The sequence below is a fragment of the Bordetella hinzii LMG 13501 genome (genome assembly GCF_001548475.1).
GTDB classification, from domain to species: Bacteria; Pseudomonadota; Gammaproteobacteria; order Burkholderiales; family Burkholderiaceae_B; genus Bordetella; species Bordetella hinzii.
In genome coordinates, this window is sequence record NZ_LRUJ01000007.1 from 125,400 (window position 1) to 144,549 (window position 19,150).

Sequence of the window (19,150 nt, forward strand, 5' to 3'; positions counted from 1 at the left end):
GTTGCATCGCGTTGCATGTTTGCGCCATGCCGGGAACGTTTGGCCCGCGGTTGTGTCGGATACGCTGCCTATAATGTTGTGCCGCCGTGCTCGCGGCCGGCCCTCTTTGAACCTCCTAGCCGATGAAGACCTTGTCCCAATCTGCCCTTGCCCCTACCGTATTCTCCCGTCGCGTGATCTCGAGTGCCGTGCTGGCCGTCATGCTGGCCGCCGCGCTGCCGGCCGCCGCCCAGCAACAGGCCCCGGCCGCCGTGTCGCCCGCGACTTCCGTGGCCACGCCGGCCACGGCGGCGCCGGCGGGCACGGTGGTGCCCGTGGGCGAGCTGGCCTCGGTGCCCGCGCCCACCGTCGCCGCGCGCGCCTGGATCACGGTCGATGTCAACAGCGGCCAAGTGCTGGCCGCCTCCAATCCCGACCAGAAGGTCGAGCCCGCCTCGCTCACCAAGATCATGACGGCCTACGTCGTGTTCAACGCCCTCGACGAAAAACGCCTGACGCTGGAGCAGCAGGTGCCCGTGTCCGAACATGCCTGGCGCACGGGCGGCTCGCGCATGTTCATCGAGCCCCGCAAGCCCGTGACCGCCGACGAGCTCATCCAGGGCATGATCGTGCAGTCCGGCAATGACGCCTCGGTGGCGCTGGCCGAAGCCGTGGGCGGCAGCGAGAGTGCCTTCGCCGCGCTCATGAACGAACAGGCCGCGCGCCTGGGCATGAAGGGCACGCACTTCATGAATGCCACCGGCCTGCCCGACCCGCAGCACATCACCACGGTGCGCGACCTGGCCACGCTGGCCACGCACTTGGTGGCCGATCATCCCGAGTACTACCACTACTACAAGCAAAAGAGCTACACCTACAACAAGATCACGCAGCCCAACCGCAACCGCCTGCTGTGGGCCGATCCTTCGGTCGACGGCATGAAGACGGGCCATACCGATTCGGCTGGCTACTGCCTGGTGTCCACCGCCCTGCGCGGCGACCGCCGCGTGCTCACCGTGCTGGTGGGCGCCGACAGCGAATCCACGCGCGCCGAAGAAAGCCTCAAGCTCCTGAACTGGAGCTTCCAGAACTTCGATACGGTCAAGCTCTACGACAAGAGCCAGCCCGGCCTGGAGGCGCGCGTCTGGGAAGGCAAGGCCGAAAACGTCAAGCTCGGCCCGCCCAATCCCATCTGGCTGGCCGTGCCGCGCGGCAAGGGCGGCGAGATCAAGCCCGTTGCCCAGCGTACCGACCCGCTGGTCGCGCCGCTGGCCAAGGGCCAGCAAGTGGGCACGCTGCAGCTCACCCTGGATGGCAAGGTCCTGCGCGTCGAACCCCTGGTCGTCCAGGAGGACGTCGAGCGCGCCGGCTTCTTCGGCCGCATGGCCGACACCGTCAGGCGCTGGTTCCAGTAAGCCCGCGCGCGCGGGTGTAAGCTATGTCCGGCATGTAAGCGGCGAACGGAACCCTCCGTTCGCCTCATGGCCCACGCGGTCACTTTCCTTCTAGGAGCTGTTCATGATTCCGGGCATGCCGGGCGATAGCCTGGTGTATCTCAATGGCGAATTCACCCGCGCCGACCAGGCCAAGATTTCGGTCCTGGATCGCGGTTTCATCTTCGGCGATGGCATCTACGAGGTCGTGCCGGCCTATCGCGGCAAGGCCTTCCGCATGGCCGAACACCTCAACCGGCTCGAGCGCAGCCTGGCGGCCATCCGCATCCCCATGCCGATGGACCGCGCGGCCCTGACCGCCGTGATCGAGCGGCTCATCGCCGGCGCGACCACCCAGGACTGCATCGTCTACCTGCAGATCACGCGCGGCGTCTACAAGCGCGATCATGCTTTTCCGGCCCAGGCCATCACGCCGACAGTCTTCGGCATGGTCACGCCCATGGTCCTTCCCTCGGCCCAGCAGCGCGAACAGGGCGTGGCGGTCGTGTCCATCAAGGATGAGCGCTGGCTGCATTGCGAGATCAAGTCCGTGTCGCTCCTGGGCAATGTGTTGGCCCGCCAGCAGGCCGTCGAGGCCGGCGTCGATGAAGTGATCCAGTACCGCGACGGTTTCCTGACCGAAGGCTCGTCCAGCAATATCTGGGTGGTGCGCGATGGCAAGCTGCTGGCGCCGCCCAAGAACAACCTCATCCTCGAAGGCATCCGCTACGGGCTCATGGCCGAATTGGCCGAGCAGGCCGGCGTGCCCTTCGAGGCGCGGCCCATCCCGCGCGCCGAAGTCGAAAGCGCCGATGAGGTGCTGGTGACCTCGGCCACCAAGGAAGTGCTGCCCGTGACGCGGATCGACGGCAAGCCGGTGGGCGGCGGCAAGCCCGGCCCTGTTTATCGCCTATTGCGCGCGGGTTATGATGCCCGTATCGCCGCGCTCTGACCGCGGCCCCAGGCCGGATGGCCGGCGTGCCATCCGGCGGCGAGGCAAACGCTCATGATGCATATTCCCCCCGAAGACTCCCTCATCGAATATCCGTCTGACTTTCCCATCAAGGTGATGGGCAAGCACCACCCGGATTTCGCCCAGACCCTGACCGAAGTCGTCCTGCAGTTCGACCCTGAATTCGATCCGGCGTCGGTCGAGATGCGCCCCAGCAAGGGAGGCAATTATCTCGGCCTGACCTTCACCGTGCGGGCTGTCTCGCGTGAACAGCTCGATGCGCTTTACCGCGCGCTGCATGGCCACCCCATGGTGTCCATCGTTCTGTAAGCCGTGGGCATGGAAGTCAAGGTCGCCTGGCTTGCGCCCGGCGCCGGCTATGCCGATGTCTGGCAGGCCATGCAGGCCTTCACGGCCGGCCGGGGGCCCGCCACGCGCGACGAGATCTGGCTGTGCGAACATGCGCCCGTCTATACCCTCGGGCAGGCCGGGTTGGCCGAACATATCCTGAATCCCGCCGGCATCGAGGTGGTGCGCTGCGACCGCGGCGGCCAGGTGACCTATCATGGCCCGGGCCAGGTCGTGGCCTACACCTTGTTCGACCTGCGCCGCGCCGGCATGTATGTGCGCGACTACGTCATGCTGCTCGAAGACGCCGCCATCGCCGTGCTGGGCCGCTCCGGCATCGCGGCGCAGCGCAAGCCCGGGGCGCCGGGCGTCTACGTCGCGCAGCCCGGCGGCGAGCTGGCCAAGATCGCTGCCCTGGGCATCAAGATACGCAATGGATGCGCCTATCATGGCCTGGCCTTGAACGTGGCCATGGACCTGGCGCCTTTTTCCGGTATCAACCCCTGCGGCTACGAAGGCCTGCGCACCACGGACATGGCGTCCTGCGGCGCATCCTGTAGCCTGCGCGATGCGGGCCAGGCCCTGGCGGACGAACTCGCCAGGCGGCTGGGCCAGCGGGCACGGGCGGCGGGCGCGCCGGTGCCGGGGTAGTAAAATGCCATTTTTGTTCCCGGCCGCCGCGCCCGAGGCGGTCCAGAAGGTGTCCCATGTCCACGCCGCTTGATGCCCCCTCGAACGACACCAGCGCCAGCGCTGTGTCCGCCTACGATCCGACGCAAAAGCAGAAATCGCAGGCCAAGACGGCACGCATTCCCATCAAGGTGATTCCGGCCGAGCGTCTGAAGAAACCCGAGTGGATCCGCGTGCGCGCCGCGGCGCCGGGCTCGCGTTTCTACGACATCAAGCGCATCCTGCGCGAGCACAATCTGCACACGGTATGCGAAGAAGCCTCCTGCCCGAATATCGGCGAGTGCTTCGGCAAGGGCACGGCCACGTTCATGATCATGGGCGACAAGTGCACGCGCCGCTGCCCCTTCTGTGATGTGGGTCATGGCCGCCCCGATCCGCTGGACGCACAAGAGCCGGAAAACCTCGCGCGCACCATCGCCGCCCTCAAGCTTTCCTACGTCGTCATCACATCGGTGGACCGCGACGACCTGCGCGATGGCGGCGCCGCGCATTTCGTCGAATGCATCACCAAGATCCGCGAACTCTCCCCCACCACCCGCATCGAGGTGCTGGTGCCGGATTTCCGGGGCCGACTGGACCGGGCGCTGGGCATTCTCAATGCCGGCCCCCCCGACGTGATGAACCACAACCTCGAAACCGTGCCCCGTCTGTACAAGCAGGCGCGTCCGGGGTCGGATTACCTGCATTCGCTCAAGCTGCTGGCCGAGTTCAAGGCCCTGCATCCGGACGTGCCGACCAAGTCCGGCCTCATGCTGGGCCTGGGCGAGACCGACGAGGAAATCCTCGACGTCATGCGCGATATGCGCGCGCACAATGTGGATATGATCACCATCGGCCAGTATCTGCAGCCGTCGGAACACCACCTGCCGGTGCTGCGCTATGTGCACCCGGACACCTTCGCCATGTTCGAGCGCGAGGCCTACGCCATGGGCTTCAGCCACGCGGCGGTGGGCGCCATGGTGCGCTCTTCCTACCATGCCGATGAGCAGGCGCACGCCGCCGGCGTGAACTGATCCCGCAGCGCCCCGCAAGGGGCGCTTTGCATTTCAGCCGGCGGTATTGCGCGCGTGGCGGCTGCTCCAATAGATATCGGATTGGCCTGCCGCCTGGTTGAGGTAGCGGGCCAGCACAAACATCAGGTCGGAGCTGCGGTTCAGATACTGGCGCAGCGGCGCGTTGACCACGGCCTGGGCGGCCAGCGTGATCACCGAGCGCTCGGCGCGGCGGGCCGCCGTGCGAGCCAGGTGCGCCAGCGCGGAAGCACGCGAGCCGCCGGGCAGGATGAATTCGCGCAAGGCGGGCAGGGCGGCGTTATAGAAGGCCAGGCGCGCATCCAGGAAGGCCACCTGGTCTTCGGCGAGCGCGACGTGGCCGGGGATGCAGAGTTCGGCGCCCATGTCGAAGAGATCATGCTGCATGGTCAGCAGGTCGGATGAAACGGCATCGGGTAGCGCTTCGCAGCGCAACAAGCCCAGCGCGCTATTGAATTCATCCACATCACCCATCGCGATGATGCGGGCGTCATCCTTGGCGACGCGGCTGCCGTCGCCCAGTCCGGTGGTGCCGTCATCCCCGGTGCGGGTGGCGATGACGGAGAGGCGGTTTGCCATGGCGGGGTCCTTGTGGGTTGGGAGGCGGGGCCCGCTATTCTAGGATACGCAGCGGATTGTCATGAATGTTGCGAATCGCAGTGCTTGGCTGCGTTTGGTGCGGATCGGAGGCGCCGTGATCGCGGTATTCTTGAGGCGAAGGCCCGGTCCGGGCCTGGCAGGAGGTTTTCATTATGGCGTTTTCGCGCAAACACACCATGTCCATGGCCATGACGACGGCCATGGCCTTCGTCAGCCTGGCCAGTCCCCAGGTCCTGGCGCAATCCGCCCAGGCCAGCGGCGAGGTCAGGCGGGTCGACGCTTCGGCGGGCACGGTCACGCTCAAGCATGATGCGATCGCCGCCCTGGACCTGCCGGCCATGACCCTGGTCTACCAGGCCGCGCCAGCCTTGCTGAACAATATCAAGCCCGGTGATAAAGTCCGCTTCACCGCGACCCGCAAGGACGGCAAGTACGTGGTGACCGAGATCTCGAAATAGGGGGCCGCCAGGCAAAAAAAACCCCGGCCCAATGGCCGGGGTTCCGTCGGCGCGGACGCTGTCAGAGCACGTAGCGCGCCAGGTCCTGGCTGGCCGCGGCTTCCGAGAGCTGCGACTCCACATAGGCCGCATCGATCTTGACCGCGCGGCCGCTGTTGGCGGTGGCATCGAAAGACAACTCTTCGAGCAGCTTTTCCATCACGGTGTACAGGCGGCGGGCGCCGATGTTTTCGGTGCGCTCGTTGACCGAGAAGGCCAGCTCGGCCAGACGCTTGATGCCCTCCTCGGTAAACTCCAGGTGCACGTCTTCGGTGGCCAGCAGGGCCGAATACTGCTTGACCAGCGAGGCATCGGTTTCCGACAGAATGCGCACGAAGTCCTCGGCCGACAGCGAGTCCAGCTCAACCCGGATCGGGAAGCGGCCCTGCAGCTCGGGGATCAGGTCCGAGGGGCGCGACAGATGGAAGGCGCCCGAGGCAATGAAGAGGATGTGGTCGGTGCGCACCATGCCGTAGCGGGTGTTGACCGTGGTGCCTTCGACCAGCGGCAGCAGGTCCCGCTGCACGCCCTGGCGCGACACATCGGCGCCGCCGCTTTCCTGGCGGGCGGCGATCTTGTCGATCTCGTCCAGGAAGACGATGCCGTTCTGCTCTACATTGGCGATGGCCGCGGCGCGCAAATCGTCTTCGTTGATGCGCTTGCCCGCTTCTTCTTCGACGATGAGCTTGAAGGCCTCCTTGACCTTGATCTTCTTGGGCTTGGTCTTGTCGCGCGCCAGGCCGGCGAACATGCCGCGCAGCTGCTCGGCCATGTCTTCCATGCCGGGCGGGGTCATGACATCGAGCTGCGGCATGGGCTGGGCGATCTCGATTTCGATCTCGAGATCATCCAGCGAGCCTTCGCGCAGGCGCTTGCGGAAGGTCTGCCGCGTGGTGTTGCTGTCGTCGCGCTGCGGTTCGCCCATGGCGTTGCGCGCCGGCGGCACCAGTGCATCGAGGATGCGGTCTTCGGCGGCGTCTTCGGCATGGCTGCGCACGCGCCGCATTTCCAGTTCGCGCGTCTGCTTGATCGAGTATTCGGTCAGGTCGCGGATGATGGTGTCGACGTCGCGGCCCACATAGCCCACTTCGGTGAACTTGGTGGCCTCGATCTTGATGAAGGGCGCGTTGGCCAGCTTGGCCAGGCGGCGGGCGATTTCGGTCTTGCCCACGCCCGTCGGGCCGATCATCAGGATGTTCTTGGGATGGATTTCGTGGCGCAGGGGCTCGGCGACCTGCTGGCGGCGCCAGCGGTTGCGCAGGGCCACGGCCACCGCGCGCTTGGCGCGGTTCTGGCCGATGATGTACTTGTCGAGTTCGGAGACGATCTCTCCGGGCGTCATGGTCGATGCGGACATGGCTTGGGTCCTCGGGCCGGGCGGCGTCAGCCGCCCAGCGTTTCAATCACGTGATTCTGATTGGTGTAGATGCACAGGTCGCCGGCGATTTCCAGCGACTGCTTGACGATGGCTTCCGGCGCCAGTTCCGTATTGCGCAGCAGGGCCAGCGCGGCCGACTGCGCATAGGCGCCGCCCGACCCGATGGCGGCCAGGCCATGTTCGGGCTCCAGCACATCGCCGTTGCCGGTGAGCACGAGGGTGTGTTCGGCGTCGGCCACGATGAGCATGGCTTCGAGCCGGCGCAGCACGCGGTCGGTGCGCCAGTCGCGCGTGAGCTCGACTGCGGCGCGCATCAGGTGGCCTTGGTGTTTTTCCAGCTTGGCCTCGAAACGCTCTTGCAGCGTGAAGGCATCGGCGGTGGCGCCGGCAAAGCCCGCGAGCACCTTGTCATGGTAGAGGCGGCGGATCTTGCGTGCCGTGCCCTTGATGACGATATTGCCCAGGGTCACCTGGCCGTCTCCGCCCAGCGCGACACGGTTGCCGCGGCGGACGCACACAATGGTGGTGGCGTGAAATTGTTCCATGCTTTCCTTCCTTTGAAGGACGTATCTGGGGGCGCCCGTCCTGCATTTCAAGGCGGCGCCTGCAAGCGGCCCCTTTTTTATGCCTCGGGCGGCAAACAAAAAGGGCTATGCCGGTTTGCACCAGCATAGCCCCTATCGGCCCTGGGGACAGATCAGTCGCCGTAGAGCTTCTGGCGCATTTCGCGGCGCTCCTGGGCTTCCAGCGACAGCGTGGCGGTCGGGCGGGCCAGCAGGCGCGGAACGCCGATGGGCTCGCCGGTTTCCTCACACCAGCCGTATTCGCCGCTATCGATGCGGGCGATGGCCTGCTGCACCTTCTTCAGGAGCTTGCGCTCGCGGTCGCGCGTGCGCAGCTCCAGGGCGTGTTCTTCTTCGATGGTGGCGCGGTCGGCCGGATCGGGCACGAATTGGGTTTCGCGCAAGTGCTCGGTGGTCTCCCCGGCATTGGCCAGGATGTCCTGTTCGAGTTGTTTGAGCCGCTCTTTGAAGAACGCCAGCTGGCGCTCGTTCATATAGTCGGACTCGGGCATGGCCAGCAATTCTTCTTCGCTGGGCAGATCAATCGCCGTATCGCTCGTCGACTTGCTTGATTTCTTGGTTGCTGCCTTCGTAGCCATGAAAACACTCCACTATGAATCAATCCGTAGCGGCATCCTGGGATGCCGCCCGGCAGGCCTGTTGTGTACTGGCGCTAAGGTTTTCCTTGCAGTACGGTTCTACGGGTCCGGGACGGGCGTCAGCCCACCAGGCACTGTTCAAGGCCGCGGGTGAAAATCTCCTGCGGCAATTTGCGGCCGATGAAGACCATCTTGGTGGACGGCTTCTCGGCGGCGGTCCAGGGTTTGCCGGGCTCGGCGCCCATCATCATGTGCACGCCCTGGAACAGCATGCGGCGGTTGATGCCCTTCATGTACAAGATACCCTTGTAGCGCATCAGGTCCGGGCCGTACACCTGCACCACGCCACCCAGGAATTCCTCCAGGCGCGCCGGATCGAAAGGCTTGTTCGAGCGGAACACGAAGGCGCCGATCTCGTCGTCGTGCTGGTGGTGATGATGGTGATGGCCGTGGTTGCAATGCGCGCCGCATTCGCCTTCGTGGTCATGGTCGTGATCGTGGCCATGGCCGTGATCATGGTCATGATGGTCATGCGCATGCTTGGCATCCGGATGCTCGTCGGCCAGGAAGTCCGGGTCGATGTCCAGGATGGAGTTCAGGTTGAAGCCGCTGATGTCGATGATGGACTTCAGGTCGGCCTCGCCGAAATGCACCGGCGTGATCGGCGCGCGCGGGTTGATGCGCAGCAGGCGGGCACGCAGGGCTTCGTAGTCGGCGTCGTTGACCAGGTCGCGCTTGGACACCAGGATGCGGTCGGCGAAACCGACCTGCTTCTGGGCCTCGGTCTGGGCATCGAGCGTGGCCATGCCATGCTTGGCGTCGACCACCGTCACCACCGCGTCCAGGCGATAGTACTCGGCGATGTCGTCGTCCATGAAGAAGGTCTGGCACACCGGGCCGGGGTTGGCCATGCCGGTGGTCTCGATGATGACGCGCTCGAAGGCGAGCTGGCCGGCCTCGCGCTTGACGCGCAGGTCGTTGAGCGTGCGCATCAGGTCGCCGCGCACCGTGCAGCAGACGCAGCCGTTGGACAGCTCGATGATCTCCTCGTCGCTGTCTTGCACCAGCAGGTCGTTGTCGATGCTCTCGGGCCCGAATTCGTTTTCGATGACGGCGACGCGGCGGCCGTGGAATTCGGTGAGGATGCGCTTGAGCAGGGTGGTCTTGCCTGCACCGAGGAAGCCGGTGAGGATCGTGACGGGAACCATTTTGTCCAAACTGCGCGGGGTGTTCATGGCGATGCTGGATGCGTAAATCGGCTGCGGGGTGGGCAATATGCTGGCCCGATAGGCGTCTGCCATATCGTTAGAGCCGCCGCCTGCGGCTGGCTTGCCGGGGGGTGAGCCCCGCGCGGTGCCAGCCCTCGCCTGCGACGTGAATGCGACAACTCGCGGCTTGAGTTGGGGCTGCCGAGATGGGTCTGCACTGGGCAGTCAATCGCGACCGGACGCAGGATTACAGCACAGTCGGCTGCCAGGGGCAAACCCCGTAACAGCCCTAGCGTCTTTTTTGGCGCAGATCGCGGCCCTTAGCCGACCAATATCGGGTAATCCCTGCAAATGGGGGCAAGTCCGCCGATTTCAAGAGGGGACGGAACTAGTGGTGGTGAGGGTGGGGCGCGGCCGGCGCTTTCTTCTGGCATTGGGGGCAGAGGGCGCGGATTTCGGTCTCGTGCGTGGCCAGGGCGAAGCCGGTCTGGGCCACGCGCTCGGCAAGTTGCCGGCTCATGGCCGGGTCGCTGACTTCGGCCACCGCGCCGCAACCCGTACAGACCACCAGCAGGTCGTGCGGGGCGCCCGCGGCGTCGTGGCAGGCGGTCCAGGCGTTGACCGCGTCCAGCCGGTGGATGAGCCCTTCGTCCATCAGGAAGTCCAGGGCGCGGTAGACCGTCGGCGGGGCCGCGCCCGGATGCACGGCGCGCATGGCTTCCAGCAGCTCATACGCTTTCAGGCTGCGGCCATGGGTGAGCAGCAGCTCCAGGACTTTGCGGCGGATGGGCGTCAACCGGCGGCCGCGCTCGGCACAGAGCGATTCGGCCAGGCGGAGTTGCTCGCCGACGGCGTCGGCGCGGCTGTTGCGGGCAGGGGCTGACATATAAGGGTTCGGGGCGGTTCAGGAATGAGGCGAAGGTATCAGAAAACCTCTTGCCGCGGGGTCTGGCGCCCAATTTGTTATGATATAACATAATAAAACTATCTACCCCCGCTGCGTCATGTCCTTGTTTTATTCGTCTTCGCTCCTGCGCCATGGCGTGGCCTGGCGCATGGGCTGGGCCTTGGCCGCCACCCTGCTGATCTGGAGCCTGCTCGCATGGGCCATGTCCTGAACGCCGCGGCCATCGAGCTCGAAGGCGCCACCTTCGGCTGGCGCGGACAACCCGCCGTGCGCGAGGTCAGCGGCCGGTTTGCGCCCGGCTGCATGACCGCCATCGTGGGGCCCAATGGCGCGGGCAAGTCGACGCTGGTCAAAGGCCTGGCCGGGGTGCTGGCGCCCATGGCGGGTCGGCTGCGGCGCGGCCGCGACACGGTGGCCTGGCTGCCGCAGGCCGCCGAGCTGGAGCGCGATTTTCCGATTTCGGTGCTCGACGCCGTCGTGCTGGGCGGCTGGCGCCGGATCGGGGCCTGGCGCGCCGTGGGCGAGGGCGAGACCGCGCGGGCCCATCTCGCGCTGCGCCGGGTGGGCCTGGAGCAGCTGGCGCAGCGTCCGCTGCAGGCCTTGTCGGGCGGACAGCTGCAGCGCGTGCTCTTCGCCCGCCTTTTGATGCAGGACGCGCCCATCTTGATCCTCGATGAGCCGTTCGCCGCCGTGGACGGGCAGACCACGCGCGTGCTCATGGCCCTGCTTTGCGCCCTGAATGCCGAAGGGCGCAGCGTCATCGCCGTGCTGCATGACATGGCCTTGGTCAGGGAGTACTTCGGCCAGACGCTGCTTTTGTCCGGCCGGGTGCTGGGCTGGGGGCCGACCGCCGAGGTGCTGGCGCCCGAGCGCCTGGCGCACGGGCACCTGGGGTACGCATGAGCCTGTGGCAGGCGCTGGCGGCGCCTTTCTTCGACTTCGGATTCATGCGGCGCGCGCTGGCCGGCGCGTTGGTGCTGGCGTTCGGCGCCGCGCCGCTGGGCGTGTTCCTGGTCCTGCGGCGCATGAGTCTGATGGGCGACGCCATGTCGCACGCCATCCTGCCCGGCGTGGCCGCGGGCTATCTGCTGTCCGGGTTGTCGCTGGGCGCCATGATGGCGGGGGGCATCGTCACGGGCCTGGCGGTGGCCCTGCTGTCCGGCCTGGTGACACGGCTGACGCCGCTGCGCGAGGACGCCAGCTTCGCGGCCTTCTACCTGATATCGCTGGCGCTGGGCGTGCTGCTGGTGTCGCTGCGCGGCTCCAACGTCGATCTGCTGCATGTGCTGTTCGGCACGGTGCTGGGCCTGGGCAATGACGCGCTGTGGCTGGCCGGCCTGGTCAGCACCCTGACCCTCTTCAGCCTGGCGGCCCTCTACCGCCTGCTGGTGGCCGAGTGCTTCGATCCGGGGTTTCTGCGCGCGGCCGGCGGCCGCGGCTGGCTGGCGCATTTCGGTTTTCTGGCGCTGGTCGTCGTCAACCTGGTCGCCGGTTTCCAGATCCTGGGCACGCTCATGGTGGTGGGCATGATGATGCTGCCGGCGCTGGCCGCCCGCTTCTGGGCGCGGCGGGTGGCCACGCAGATGCCCCTGGCCGTGGGTCTGGCCGCGCTGGCCTCGTGGGCCGGCCTGCTGGCGTCCTTTCATTTCGACCTGGCGGCCTCGCCCGCCATCATCCTGGCCGCCGGCCTGGTCTATCTCCTTTCCCTGACGCTGGGCCCGCAAGGCGGCTTGTGCCGCCGCCGGCACGGGCCGGCTTTCTCCAAAGAGGTGTGAACATGAAGCCTATCTGGGCGCGTTGCGCGGCGATCGCCGTTTTGTCCGTCCTGCCGGCCGCGGCGGCCTGGGCGGCGCCGGTCAAGGTGGTCACCAGCTTTTCCATCCTGCAGGACATGACCGCCGAGATCGGCGGCCCGGATGTCGAGGTGCAGACCCTGATCGGGCCCGACGGCGATGCCCACGGCTTCGAGCCCAGCGCGGCCGACTCGCGCAAGCTGGCCGGCGCCCGCCTGCTGGTCGTCAATGGCCTGGGTTTCGAACCCTGGCTGGCGCGCCTGGTCGAGGCCTCGGGCTTCAAGGGGCGCCAGGTGACGGCCTCCGAGGGCGTCAAGCCGCGCCGCTTCGCCGAAGCGCACGATGATCACGACGGCCACGATCATGATCATGGCCACGACCATGGCACGCAGGACCCGCATGCCTGGCAGGACCTGCGCAATGGCATGATCTACGCGCGCAATATCGGCCGCGCCCTGGGCCAGGCCGATCCGGCGCACGCCGAACAGTACCGCCAGCGCGCCGAGGCCTATGTCGCCCGCCTGCAGGCCCTGCAGGCCAAGGTGCGGCAGACCTTCGCGGCCATTCCCGAGGCGCGCCGCAAAGTGGTCAGCACCCATGATGCCTTCGGCTATTTCGGCGACGCCTATGGCGTGCGCTTCATTCCGGTGGCGGGGCTGTCGACCCTGTCCGAGCCTTCGGCCGCCGGGTTTGCCGCCGTCATCGAGCGGGTCAAGCGCGAACAGGTGCCGGCCATTTTCATCGAGAACATCGGCAACGCGCGCCTGGCCGAGCAGGTCGCGCGCGAATCCGGCACCCGGCTCGGTGGTACGCTTTATTCCGATGCGCTGGCCAAGCCCGGCCAACCGGGCGCGACCTATGTGGGAATGTTTGAATGGAATGTGCAGCAATTGGCCGAGGCCTTGCGGCCTTGATGCTGGCGTCGGCCCCGCTGGCGGGATGGGCCCACCCTCATATGTGGATAGACGCCGAGGCCGAAGTCGTCTTCGATGCGCAGGGCAGGGTGTCGGCCCTGCGCCAGACCTGGCTTTTTGATGAAATGTTCGGCGCCTATGCCACGCAAGGCTTGCCGCGCGAGGCCGACGGCAGCCTGTCGCCTGGCACGCGCCAGCGCATGGCGAAGGACTGGATGGCCTCGCTGGGCGAGCCGATATCGCATTACTTCACGCGGATCATGCGGCAGGGGGCCACGCTGGCCTTCGCCGCGCCGCGCGACAGCGATGTGGGCTGGGATGGCAAGCGCCTGTCTTTGTCCTTCACCCTGCCGCTGGCCCAGCCGGTGGCGCCGGGGCCCGAGGGCCTGACCATCGACGTCTTCGATCCCACGTATTTCGTGGCCTATGCCTTCGATGCGCCCCAGGCCTGGCGCCTGCGCGATGCGCCGGCCAATTGCCGGCAGAGTTATCGGCCGCCGCAGGCGCTGGACTGGAAGACCCTGCAGCAGCTGGCGGCCATCCCTTCCGATGTCGATACCTTGCCGGACGAGCTGTTCGCCATCACCAAGGGCCTGACGCATCGCAACGAGTTGCGCTGTCCATGAGGCGCGGGCTGTGCCTGGCCGTCTTGATGGCGGTCCTGTTGCTGGCGGGCGGCCCGTCCTGGGCGCAATCCCATCCCTTCGCCGTGCCCGAAAGCGCGGCGCCCACGGGCGGCTGGCTGGCGCAGTGGTTTGCGCAGGTCTCGGTCTGGCAATCGCATTTCTATCGCCAGCTCACCAGCGCCGTGCGCGCCTGGCAGCAGGAAGGCTCCTGGCTGCTGGTCGGCCTGTCCTTTGCCTATGGCGTCTTCCATGCGCTGGGCCCGGGGCATGGCAAGGCCGTGATCTCGGCTTTCGTGCTGGCCAACCACCAAAGCGCGCGCAATGGCGCCGTGCTGGCCTTGTTCTCGGCGCTGGTGCAGGCCGTGGTCGCCATCCTGATGGTGGCCTTGTTGGCGGGGGGCCTGAATGTGACCGCCCAGGTCATGAATGCGGGCACGCAGTGGCTGGAGACGGCGTCCCATGGGCTCATCGTGGCCCTGGGAGCATGGCTGCTGTGGGTCAAGGCCATCCGCCCCTGGGGGAGCGCGCCGCGCGGCGCCCGGCGCCATCTGCACCATGCGGCCTGCGGCTGCGGCCATGTGCCGCCTTTGTCGCTGATGAGCGGCCGGCTGGATTGGCGCCGCGCCTGGACGGCGATCGCGGCCGTGGGCCTGCGGCCCTGCAGCGGCGCGCTCATTGTGCTGGTGTTCGCCTTGTCGCAAGGCATGTTCGGCGCGGGCATGGTGGCCGCCTTGGCCATGGGCCTGGGCACCGGCCTGACCGTGGCCCTGCTCGCCATGGCGGCGGCTTGGTCGCGCCGGGCGCTGACCGCCAGCCCGCGCTTGTCGCCGCGCGCGGCCGCCCGGCTGCGGTATGGCATCGAGTCGCTGGCGGCGCTGGCGGTCTTTGTGCTGGGACTGTTGCTGCTGGGAGGGCAGATCGCCGGGGCGGGCTGAGTTTGCTCCGTTTTTTCTTGCCTTCGATATGGAATGTTATATCATTCTCGTTCCAAATTGGAATGATATAACATTTAGGAAAGAGGAATGAGGCTCTCCCGCCATGTTGCGCTGACCCTGGCATTCGCCACCCCCGCCGCCTTTGCCCAGGCAAGCGATGCGCCCGCGCTTGCCCCCATTACTGTCTCGGCGGATCCGCTCGGGCTGGACTTGAACAGCACGGCCCTGCCGACGACCATCCTCGATGGCCAGGAACTGGTCGAACGCCGCCAGGGAACCCTGGGCGACACGCTCGATGGCCTGCCGGGCGTACACGCGGACACCTTCGGCGGCGGCGCCAGCCGGCCCGTCATCCGCGGACAGACGGCGCCGCGGGTCAGCGTGCTCTCCGACGGCTCGCAATTGATGGACGCTTCGGCCATTTCGCCCGATCACGCCACCACCGTCGAGCCGCTGCTGGCCGACCGTATCGAAGTCCTGCGCGGACCGGCCACGCTGCGCTATGGCGGCGGCGCGATAGGCGGGGTGGTCAATGTGCTCGACAAGCGCGTGCCGACCGAAAAGCCCGAGGGCGGCCTGGCGGCCGAGGCCGAGCTGCGCGGCGCCACGGGCACCAAGGAGCGCGCCGGCGTCTTCGGCATCACGGGCGGCACCGACGACTTCGTCGTGCGCGTCGAGGGCCTCAAGCGCCGCAGCAGCGACTACGAGGTGCCTGACTGGCCCGGCGGCAAGCTGGCCGGTTCGTACAGCGAATCCACGCAGGGCTCGATCGGCATGTCATGGATAGGGCCGCGCGGCTATGTCGGCGTGGCGTTCACGCATATCGACAGCAAGTACGGCCTGCCCGGACACAACCACGAGTACGAGAGTTGCCATCCGCACGGCGATCATCTGCACTGCGGTGGCCACGGCCATGACGACGGCGAGGCGCATGACCACGACCATGGCGAGGACGGCGACATTCCCTACGTGCGCTTGCGCAGCAACCGTGTCGATCTGCGCGCCGAATACCTCGATCCGCTGCCCGGCTTTGCCAAATTGCGCTTTCGCAGCGGCTTCACCGACTACCAGCATGATGAGATCGAAGGCGGCAAGGTCGGCACGCGCTTCAAGAACGAAGGTTTCGACGCCCGCCTGGAGCTGGAGCACAAGCCGTGGATGGGGCTGCGCGGCGTGATGGGCGTGCAGACGGCCTTCAGTGATTTCCGCGCCGATGGGGAGGAAGCCTTCCTGCCCCGCAGCAAGACGCGCGCCAACGGTATCTTCCTGCTCGAAGAGTACCGCCTGGCCGATTGGCGCTTCGAGGCCGGCGCGCGCCAGGACTGGCAAAGCGTCTCGCCCGTGGGCGGGCAGGAGAAGTCCAGCCTGTCGGGTACTTCGCTGTCGGCCGCGGCGATTTGGGATTTCGCCCCCCGCTACTCGCTGGCGCTGTCCGTATCGCGCTCGCAGCGCCTGCCTTCGGCGCAGGAGCTCTATGCCGATGGCGTGCACCTGGCGACCAATACCTACGAGATCGGCAATGCCAAGCTGGACCGCGAGACCTCGCGCAATATCGACCTGACGCTGCGCAAGCATGAAGGCGATACCACCTTCAGCCTGAGCGCCTTCCACAATCGTGTCAAAAACTATATCTATGCCAACACGCTGGACCGCTTCGAGGATTTCCGCCTGATCGAGTACACGCAGCAGGACGCGGAGTTCACCGGCGTGGAGGGCGAGATCAAGCATCAGTTCACGTCCATTTTCTCGGCCGGCGTGTTCGGCGATTATGTGCGCGGCAAGCTGACGGGCGGGCAGGGCGATCTGCCGCGCATCCCCGCCGCCCGCCTGGGGGCGCGCGCCAATCTCAAGTGGCAGCAATGGTCGGGCGGCGTCGAGTACGCCTATGTGTTCCGCCAGAAGGACATCGCCAGCTATGAAAGCGAGACGCCGGGCTATTCCATGGTCAACGCCGTGGTGAGCTATCGCTTCAAGGCGGCAGGGGCCCAGTATGACGTCTACCTGCGAGGCAACAACCTGCTGGACAAGCTGGCCTACAACCACGCTTCCTTTCTGGCCACCTCGGCGCCCTTGCCCGGCCGTTCGGTGTTGCTGGGCGTACGCATGACCTACTAAGGGGCCGGCTTCAGTCCTTGCCGGTTTTCCGGTTGGCGCGTGGATGCGCCTGGTCATAGACCTTGGCCAGGTGTTGGAAGTCCAGCCTCGTGTAGACCTGGGTGGTCGCGATATTGGCGTGGCCCAGCAATTCCTGGACGGCGCGCAGGTCCTGGGCCGATTGCAGGACATGGCTGGCGAAGCTGTGGCGCAGGACGTGGGGATGCACGTGCGCGGGCACGCCCGCGGCCTGGGCCAGGCGGGCCAGCTGCTGCTGGACCACGCGCGGCGAGATGCGCGCGCCGCGCGCGCCCAGGAACAGCGCATGCCGATCGGCGGGCGGGGTCGCGGGTGCCACCAGGGCGGCCCGCGCCGCCAGCCATTTGTCCAGGGCGGCCAGCGCGGCGGCGCCCACGGGCACGCTGCGGCGCTTGCCGCCTTTGCCCAGCACCACGACCTCGGCTTCCGCCCGGTCGAGCCAGCCGCGCGGCTCCGTGCCCGCATGGCGCTGGTAGTGGGTATCCAGGCCCACCAGTTCCGACAGGCGCAGGCCGCTGGAATAGAACAGCTCGAACATGGCGTGATCGCGCAGGCCGGCCGGATCCGTGGCCAGGCGGGCCGGCGCGTGATCCAGCAGGGCTTGGGCCTGGTCTACCGAGAGCGCCTTGGGCAGGGAGCGCGGTGCCTTGGGGGCGCGCACGCCCGCCACGGGGTTGCTGGCCAGCCCCTGTTGCGGGGCCCACCAATGATAGAAGCCGCGCCAGGCCGCCAGCCGGCGCGCCAGGCTGCGCGGGCCCAGCCCTTGCGCGTGCAGGCGCGCGACCGCCTGGCGTATATGTCCGGTGGACAGGGCGTCTAGCGGCAGGCCGGCCTGCCGTGCGAGTTCGGCCAGGGATGCGAGATCGCGGCGGTAGGCGGCGATCGTGTGTCCGGCATAGCGCCGTTGCGTCTGCAGATGCCGCAGCCAGGCTTCGAGCGGCGCGGCATGGGCATCCTGGTCCATGGGCCGGTTCAGGCCAGGCGTTGCAGCGCGGCCGAGGCCAGGCGGCCGATGGTCTCAAGAAACGCCGTGCCCATCTCGGGCGTGAAGCGGGTGGCGTCGTCCGAGCCCAGCACCAGCAAGCCGACGCTGGGGGCATCGGGCTGCAGCCGCAGCGCCACCAGGGCCAGGGACTTGGGCGTGCCGTCCAGCCAGCGCACCGCCTCGAAACCGGTGTCGGTGCCGCAATAAGGCGTCTTCAGGCTGTCGGCGAAGGTGCGCGCGTCATCGGAGACGGCGGCGCCATAGCCGTGCCCGCCATCGCCCGCCACGCCGGGCAGGTTCCACAGCCGCAGGCCGGCGTGGTCCAGCTTGAACTGTTCGGCCAGGCCCAGGGTGATTTCGCCCGGGATGCGCCCCGGGTCGGTCTCGCGCAGCAGGCGCTCCGACCAGGCCGTCACCTGCTGGCTGATGGTTTCGTTTTCGCCGGCATTGCGCACCAGCTCGTTCAGGCGCCATTCGAGGCTGCGATTGCGCTCGCGCAGGGTGAGGATCTGGCGCTCGGCCAGCGAGATCGCGCGCCCGCCATGCGGATTGGGCACATGCAGGGTGGCGAACACCGCCGCATGCTCGTCGAAGAACGAGGGGTGCTCCTGGAGGAAATGCGCGATGTCTTGCGCGCTCGGATCAATGGTGGTCATGTCGCCTTGATGGATGCGGCGCGCTCAGCGGTTCAGCGCCATGGAAAAGACCAGTTTGTCGATATCGATCTGGCCGTGGAAGACGGACTCGGCCGGGCCGGTCATGCGCAGCTGCGCGCCGTCCCAGGCGATGGTCAGCACGCCGCCCCGGGTCTGCACGCGCACGGGGCTGTCGAGCAGGCCGCGACGGATGCCTGCGGCCACGGCGGCACAAGCGCCGGTGCCGCAGGCCAGGGTCTCGCCCGCGCCGCGCTCATAGACGCGCAAGCGGATCGCGTGGCGATCCACGATCTGCATGAAGCCGGCGTTGACGCGGCGGGCGAAACGGGCATGGGATTCGATCTGCGGCCCGAGCCTGCCGACCGGCGCCTGGTCCACGTCGGCCACCACCTGCACGGCATGCGGGTTGGAGATGGCCACGGCGGATATCTCGACCTCGGCGCCGTCCAGCGGCAGGGTGTAGAGCGTGTCCTGGCCCTGTTGGCGCTGGGCCAGGCCGGTGGCGTCGAAGGGCAGGGCGGCGGGATCGAAGCGCGTGGAGCCCATGTCCACGGTGACCTGCTCGTCATCGCCCTCGTCGAGCACGATGACGCCGCTTACGATCTCGGCGCGCAGGGGGTTCTTGTCGCTGAGCCCCTGCTCATGCACGAAGCGCACGAAGCAGCGCGCGCCATTGCCGCAGTGCTCGACCTCGCTGCCGTCATTGTTGAAGATGCGATAGCGGAAATCCGCATCCGGGCGCGTGGCGGGCTCGACCAGCAGGATCTGGTCGGCGCCCACGCCGAAATGCCGGTCGCCCAGGGCGCGTGCGCGCTCCGGGGTCATTTCTATGGTTTGACGCACGCCATCGAGGACGACGAAGTCGTTGCCCGCGCCATGCATTTTGGTGAAGTTCCAGATCATGCAGGGATTATCCCCCATTC

The 19,150-nt window shown here is 67.1% G+C and carries 21 protein-coding genes; 12 read left to right on the forward strand and 9 right to left on the reverse strand.

Annotation, left to right across the window (positions count from 1 at the left end; genetic code table 11):
* The first annotated feature begins 122 nt into the window (after nucleotides 1-122).
* From AXA74_RS06965 to lipA, 5 genes are all read left to right on the forward strand, one after another.
* Nucleotides 123-1,394, forward strand: a complete 1,272-nt coding sequence (locus AXA74_RS06965) for a D-alanyl-D-alanine carboxypeptidase family protein (protein ID WP_029579875.1) — start codon at nucleotides 123-125, stop codon at nucleotides 1,392-1,394.
* 103 nt (nucleotides 1,395-1,497) lie between these two features.
* Nucleotides 1,498-2,364 carry a D-amino acid aminotransferase gene (locus AXA74_RS06970; RefSeq protein WP_029579874.1) on the forward strand — a complete coding sequence of 289 codons (867 nt, stop codon included), beginning with the start codon at nucleotides 1,498-1,500 and terminating at the stop codon, nucleotides 2,362-2,364.
* Between the two features lie 54 nt (nucleotides 2,365-2,418).
* Nucleotides 2,419-2,694: a YbeD family protein gene (locus AXA74_RS06975; RefSeq protein WP_029579873.1), complete on the forward strand. Its 276-nt coding sequence runs from the start codon at nucleotides 2,419-2,421 to the stop codon at nucleotides 2,692-2,694.
* Between the two features lie 9 nt (nucleotides 2,695-2,703).
* The gene (lipB, locus tag AXA74_RS06980) at nucleotides 2,704-3,363 is read left to right on the forward strand and encodes a lipoyl(octanoyl) transferase LipB (protein WP_032971713.1); all 660 of its coding nucleotides are present in this window, start codon (nucleotides 2,704-2,706) and stop codon (nucleotides 3,361-3,363) included.
* 56 nt (nucleotides 3,364-3,419) lie between these two features.
* Nucleotides 3,420-4,415, forward strand: coding sequence for a lipoyl synthase (gene lipA, locus AXA74_RS06985; RefSeq protein ID WP_032958600.1), 996 nt, complete (start codon nucleotides 3,420-3,422; stop codon nucleotides 4,413-4,415).
* A gap of 33 nt (nucleotides 4,416-4,448) precedes the next feature.
* On the opposite strand, the gene AXA74_RS06990 is transcribed toward lipA, so the two are convergent.
* Nucleotides 4,449-5,012 carry a cob(I)yrinic acid a,c-diamide adenosyltransferase gene (locus tag AXA74_RS06990; protein ID WP_029579870.1) on the reverse strand — a complete coding sequence of 188 codons (564 nt, stop codon included), beginning with the start codon at nucleotides 5,010-5,012 and terminating at the stop codon, nucleotides 4,449-4,451.
* 173 nt (nucleotides 5,013-5,185) lie between these two features.
* Between AXA74_RS06990 and AXA74_RS06995 the strand changes: the two genes are divergently transcribed.
* Nucleotides 5,186-5,491 (forward strand): copper-binding protein, encoded by a 306-nt coding sequence (locus AXA74_RS06995; protein ID WP_032958598.1) that lies wholly within the window; start codon nucleotides 5,186-5,188, stop codon nucleotides 5,489-5,491.
* Nucleotides 5,492-5,552: 61 nt separating this feature from the next.
* On the opposite strand, the gene hslU is transcribed toward AXA74_RS06995, so the two are convergent.
* The 5 genes from hslU to AXA74_RS07020 form a co-directional block, all read right to left on the reverse strand.
* On the reverse strand, nucleotides 5,553-6,887 hold the full coding sequence (hslU, locus tag AXA74_RS07000; protein WP_029579868.1) for an ATP-dependent protease ATPase subunit HslU: 1,335 nt from the start codon (nucleotides 6,885-6,887) through the stop codon (nucleotides 5,553-5,555).
* A 26-nt stretch (nucleotides 6,888-6,913) separates the two neighbouring features.
* Nucleotides 6,914-7,453: an ATP-dependent protease subunit HslV gene (gene hslV, locus AXA74_RS07005; RefSeq protein WP_029579867.1), complete on the reverse strand. Its 540-nt coding sequence runs from the start codon at nucleotides 7,451-7,453 to the stop codon at nucleotides 6,914-6,916.
* Between the two features lie 152 nt (nucleotides 7,454-7,605).
* The gene (gene dksA / locus AXA74_RS07010; protein ID WP_005016992.1) at nucleotides 7,606-8,070 is read right to left on the reverse strand and encodes an RNA polymerase-binding protein DksA; all 465 of its coding nucleotides are present in this window, start codon (nucleotides 8,068-8,070) and stop codon (nucleotides 7,606-7,608) included.
* A gap of 119 nt (nucleotides 8,071-8,189) precedes the next feature.
* Nucleotides 8,190-9,305, reverse strand: coding sequence for a CobW family GTP-binding protein (locus tag AXA74_RS07015; RefSeq protein WP_032958772.1), 1,116 nt, complete (start codon nucleotides 9,303-9,305; stop codon nucleotides 8,190-8,192).
* Nucleotides 9,306-9,666: 361 nt separating this feature from the next.
* Nucleotides 9,667-10,164: a Fur family transcriptional regulator gene (locus AXA74_RS07020; RefSeq protein ID WP_029579865.1), complete on the reverse strand. Its 498-nt coding sequence runs from the start codon at nucleotides 10,162-10,164 to the stop codon at nucleotides 9,667-9,669.
* A 216-nt stretch (nucleotides 10,165-10,380) separates the two neighbouring features.
* Between AXA74_RS07020 and AXA74_RS07025 the strand changes: the two genes are divergently transcribed.
* The 6 genes from AXA74_RS07025 (at nucleotide 10,381) to AXA74_RS07050 (ending at nucleotide 16,568) form a co-directional block, all read left to right on the forward strand.
* Nucleotides 10,381-11,088: a metal ABC transporter ATP-binding protein gene (locus AXA74_RS07025; protein WP_172899598.1), complete on the forward strand. Its 708-nt coding sequence runs from the start codon at nucleotides 10,381-10,383 to the stop codon at nucleotides 11,086-11,088.
* On the forward strand, nucleotides 11,085-11,960 hold the full coding sequence (locus AXA74_RS07030; protein ID WP_029579863.1) for a metal ABC transporter permease: 876 nt from the start codon (nucleotides 11,085-11,087) through the stop codon (nucleotides 11,958-11,960). The genes AXA74_RS07025 and AXA74_RS07030 overlap by 4 nt, the downstream gene beginning before the upstream one ends.
* A gap of 2 nt (nucleotides 11,961-11,962) precedes the next feature.
* Nucleotides 11,963-12,892 (forward strand): metal ABC transporter substrate-binding protein, encoded by a 930-nt coding sequence (locus tag AXA74_RS07035; protein WP_080666568.1) that lies wholly within the window; start codon nucleotides 11,963-11,965, stop codon nucleotides 12,890-12,892.
* Nucleotides 12,892-13,518 (forward strand): DUF1007 family protein, encoded by a 627-nt coding sequence (locus AXA74_RS07040; protein WP_230584608.1) that lies wholly within the window; start codon nucleotides 12,892-12,894, stop codon nucleotides 13,516-13,518. The genes AXA74_RS07035 and AXA74_RS07040 overlap by 1 nt, the downstream gene beginning before the upstream one ends.
* Entirely contained in the window at nucleotides 13,515-14,453 is a 939-nt protein-coding gene (locus AXA74_RS07045; RefSeq protein WP_032958585.1) for a nickel/cobalt transporter, read from the forward strand. Before AXA74_RS07040 ends, AXA74_RS07045 begins: the two co-directional genes overlap by 4 nt.
* 87 nt (nucleotides 14,454-14,540) lie before the next feature.
* A complete protein-coding gene (locus tag AXA74_RS07050; RefSeq protein WP_029579859.1) occupies nucleotides 14,541-16,568 on the forward strand; it encodes a TonB-dependent receptor domain-containing protein in 2,028 nt (675 codons plus the stop codon).
* 10 nt (nucleotides 16,569-16,578) lie between these two features.
* On the opposite strand, the gene xerC is transcribed toward AXA74_RS07050, so the two are convergent.
* From xerC to dapF, 3 genes are read right to left on the reverse strand one after another with little or no spacing between them, the layout of a single operon-like run.
* Complete coding sequence (gene xerC, locus AXA74_RS07055; protein ID WP_032979206.1) at nucleotides 16,579-17,550, reverse strand: tyrosine recombinase XerC; 972 nt, start codon at nucleotides 17,548-17,550, stop codon at nucleotides 16,579-16,581.
* 8 nt (nucleotides 17,551-17,558) lie between these two features.
* Nucleotides 17,559-18,227 carry a DUF484 family protein gene (locus tag AXA74_RS07060; protein ID WP_029579857.1) on the reverse strand — a complete coding sequence of 223 codons (669 nt, stop codon included), beginning with the start codon at nucleotides 18,225-18,227 and terminating at the stop codon, nucleotides 17,559-17,561.
* A gap of 24 nt (nucleotides 18,228-18,251) precedes the next feature.
* On the reverse strand, nucleotides 18,252-19,148 hold the full coding sequence (dapF, locus tag AXA74_RS07065) for a diaminopimelate epimerase (protein ID WP_029579856.1): 897 nt from the start codon (nucleotides 19,146-19,148) through the stop codon (nucleotides 18,252-18,254).
* Nucleotides 19,149-19,150: the final 2 nt, after the last annotated feature.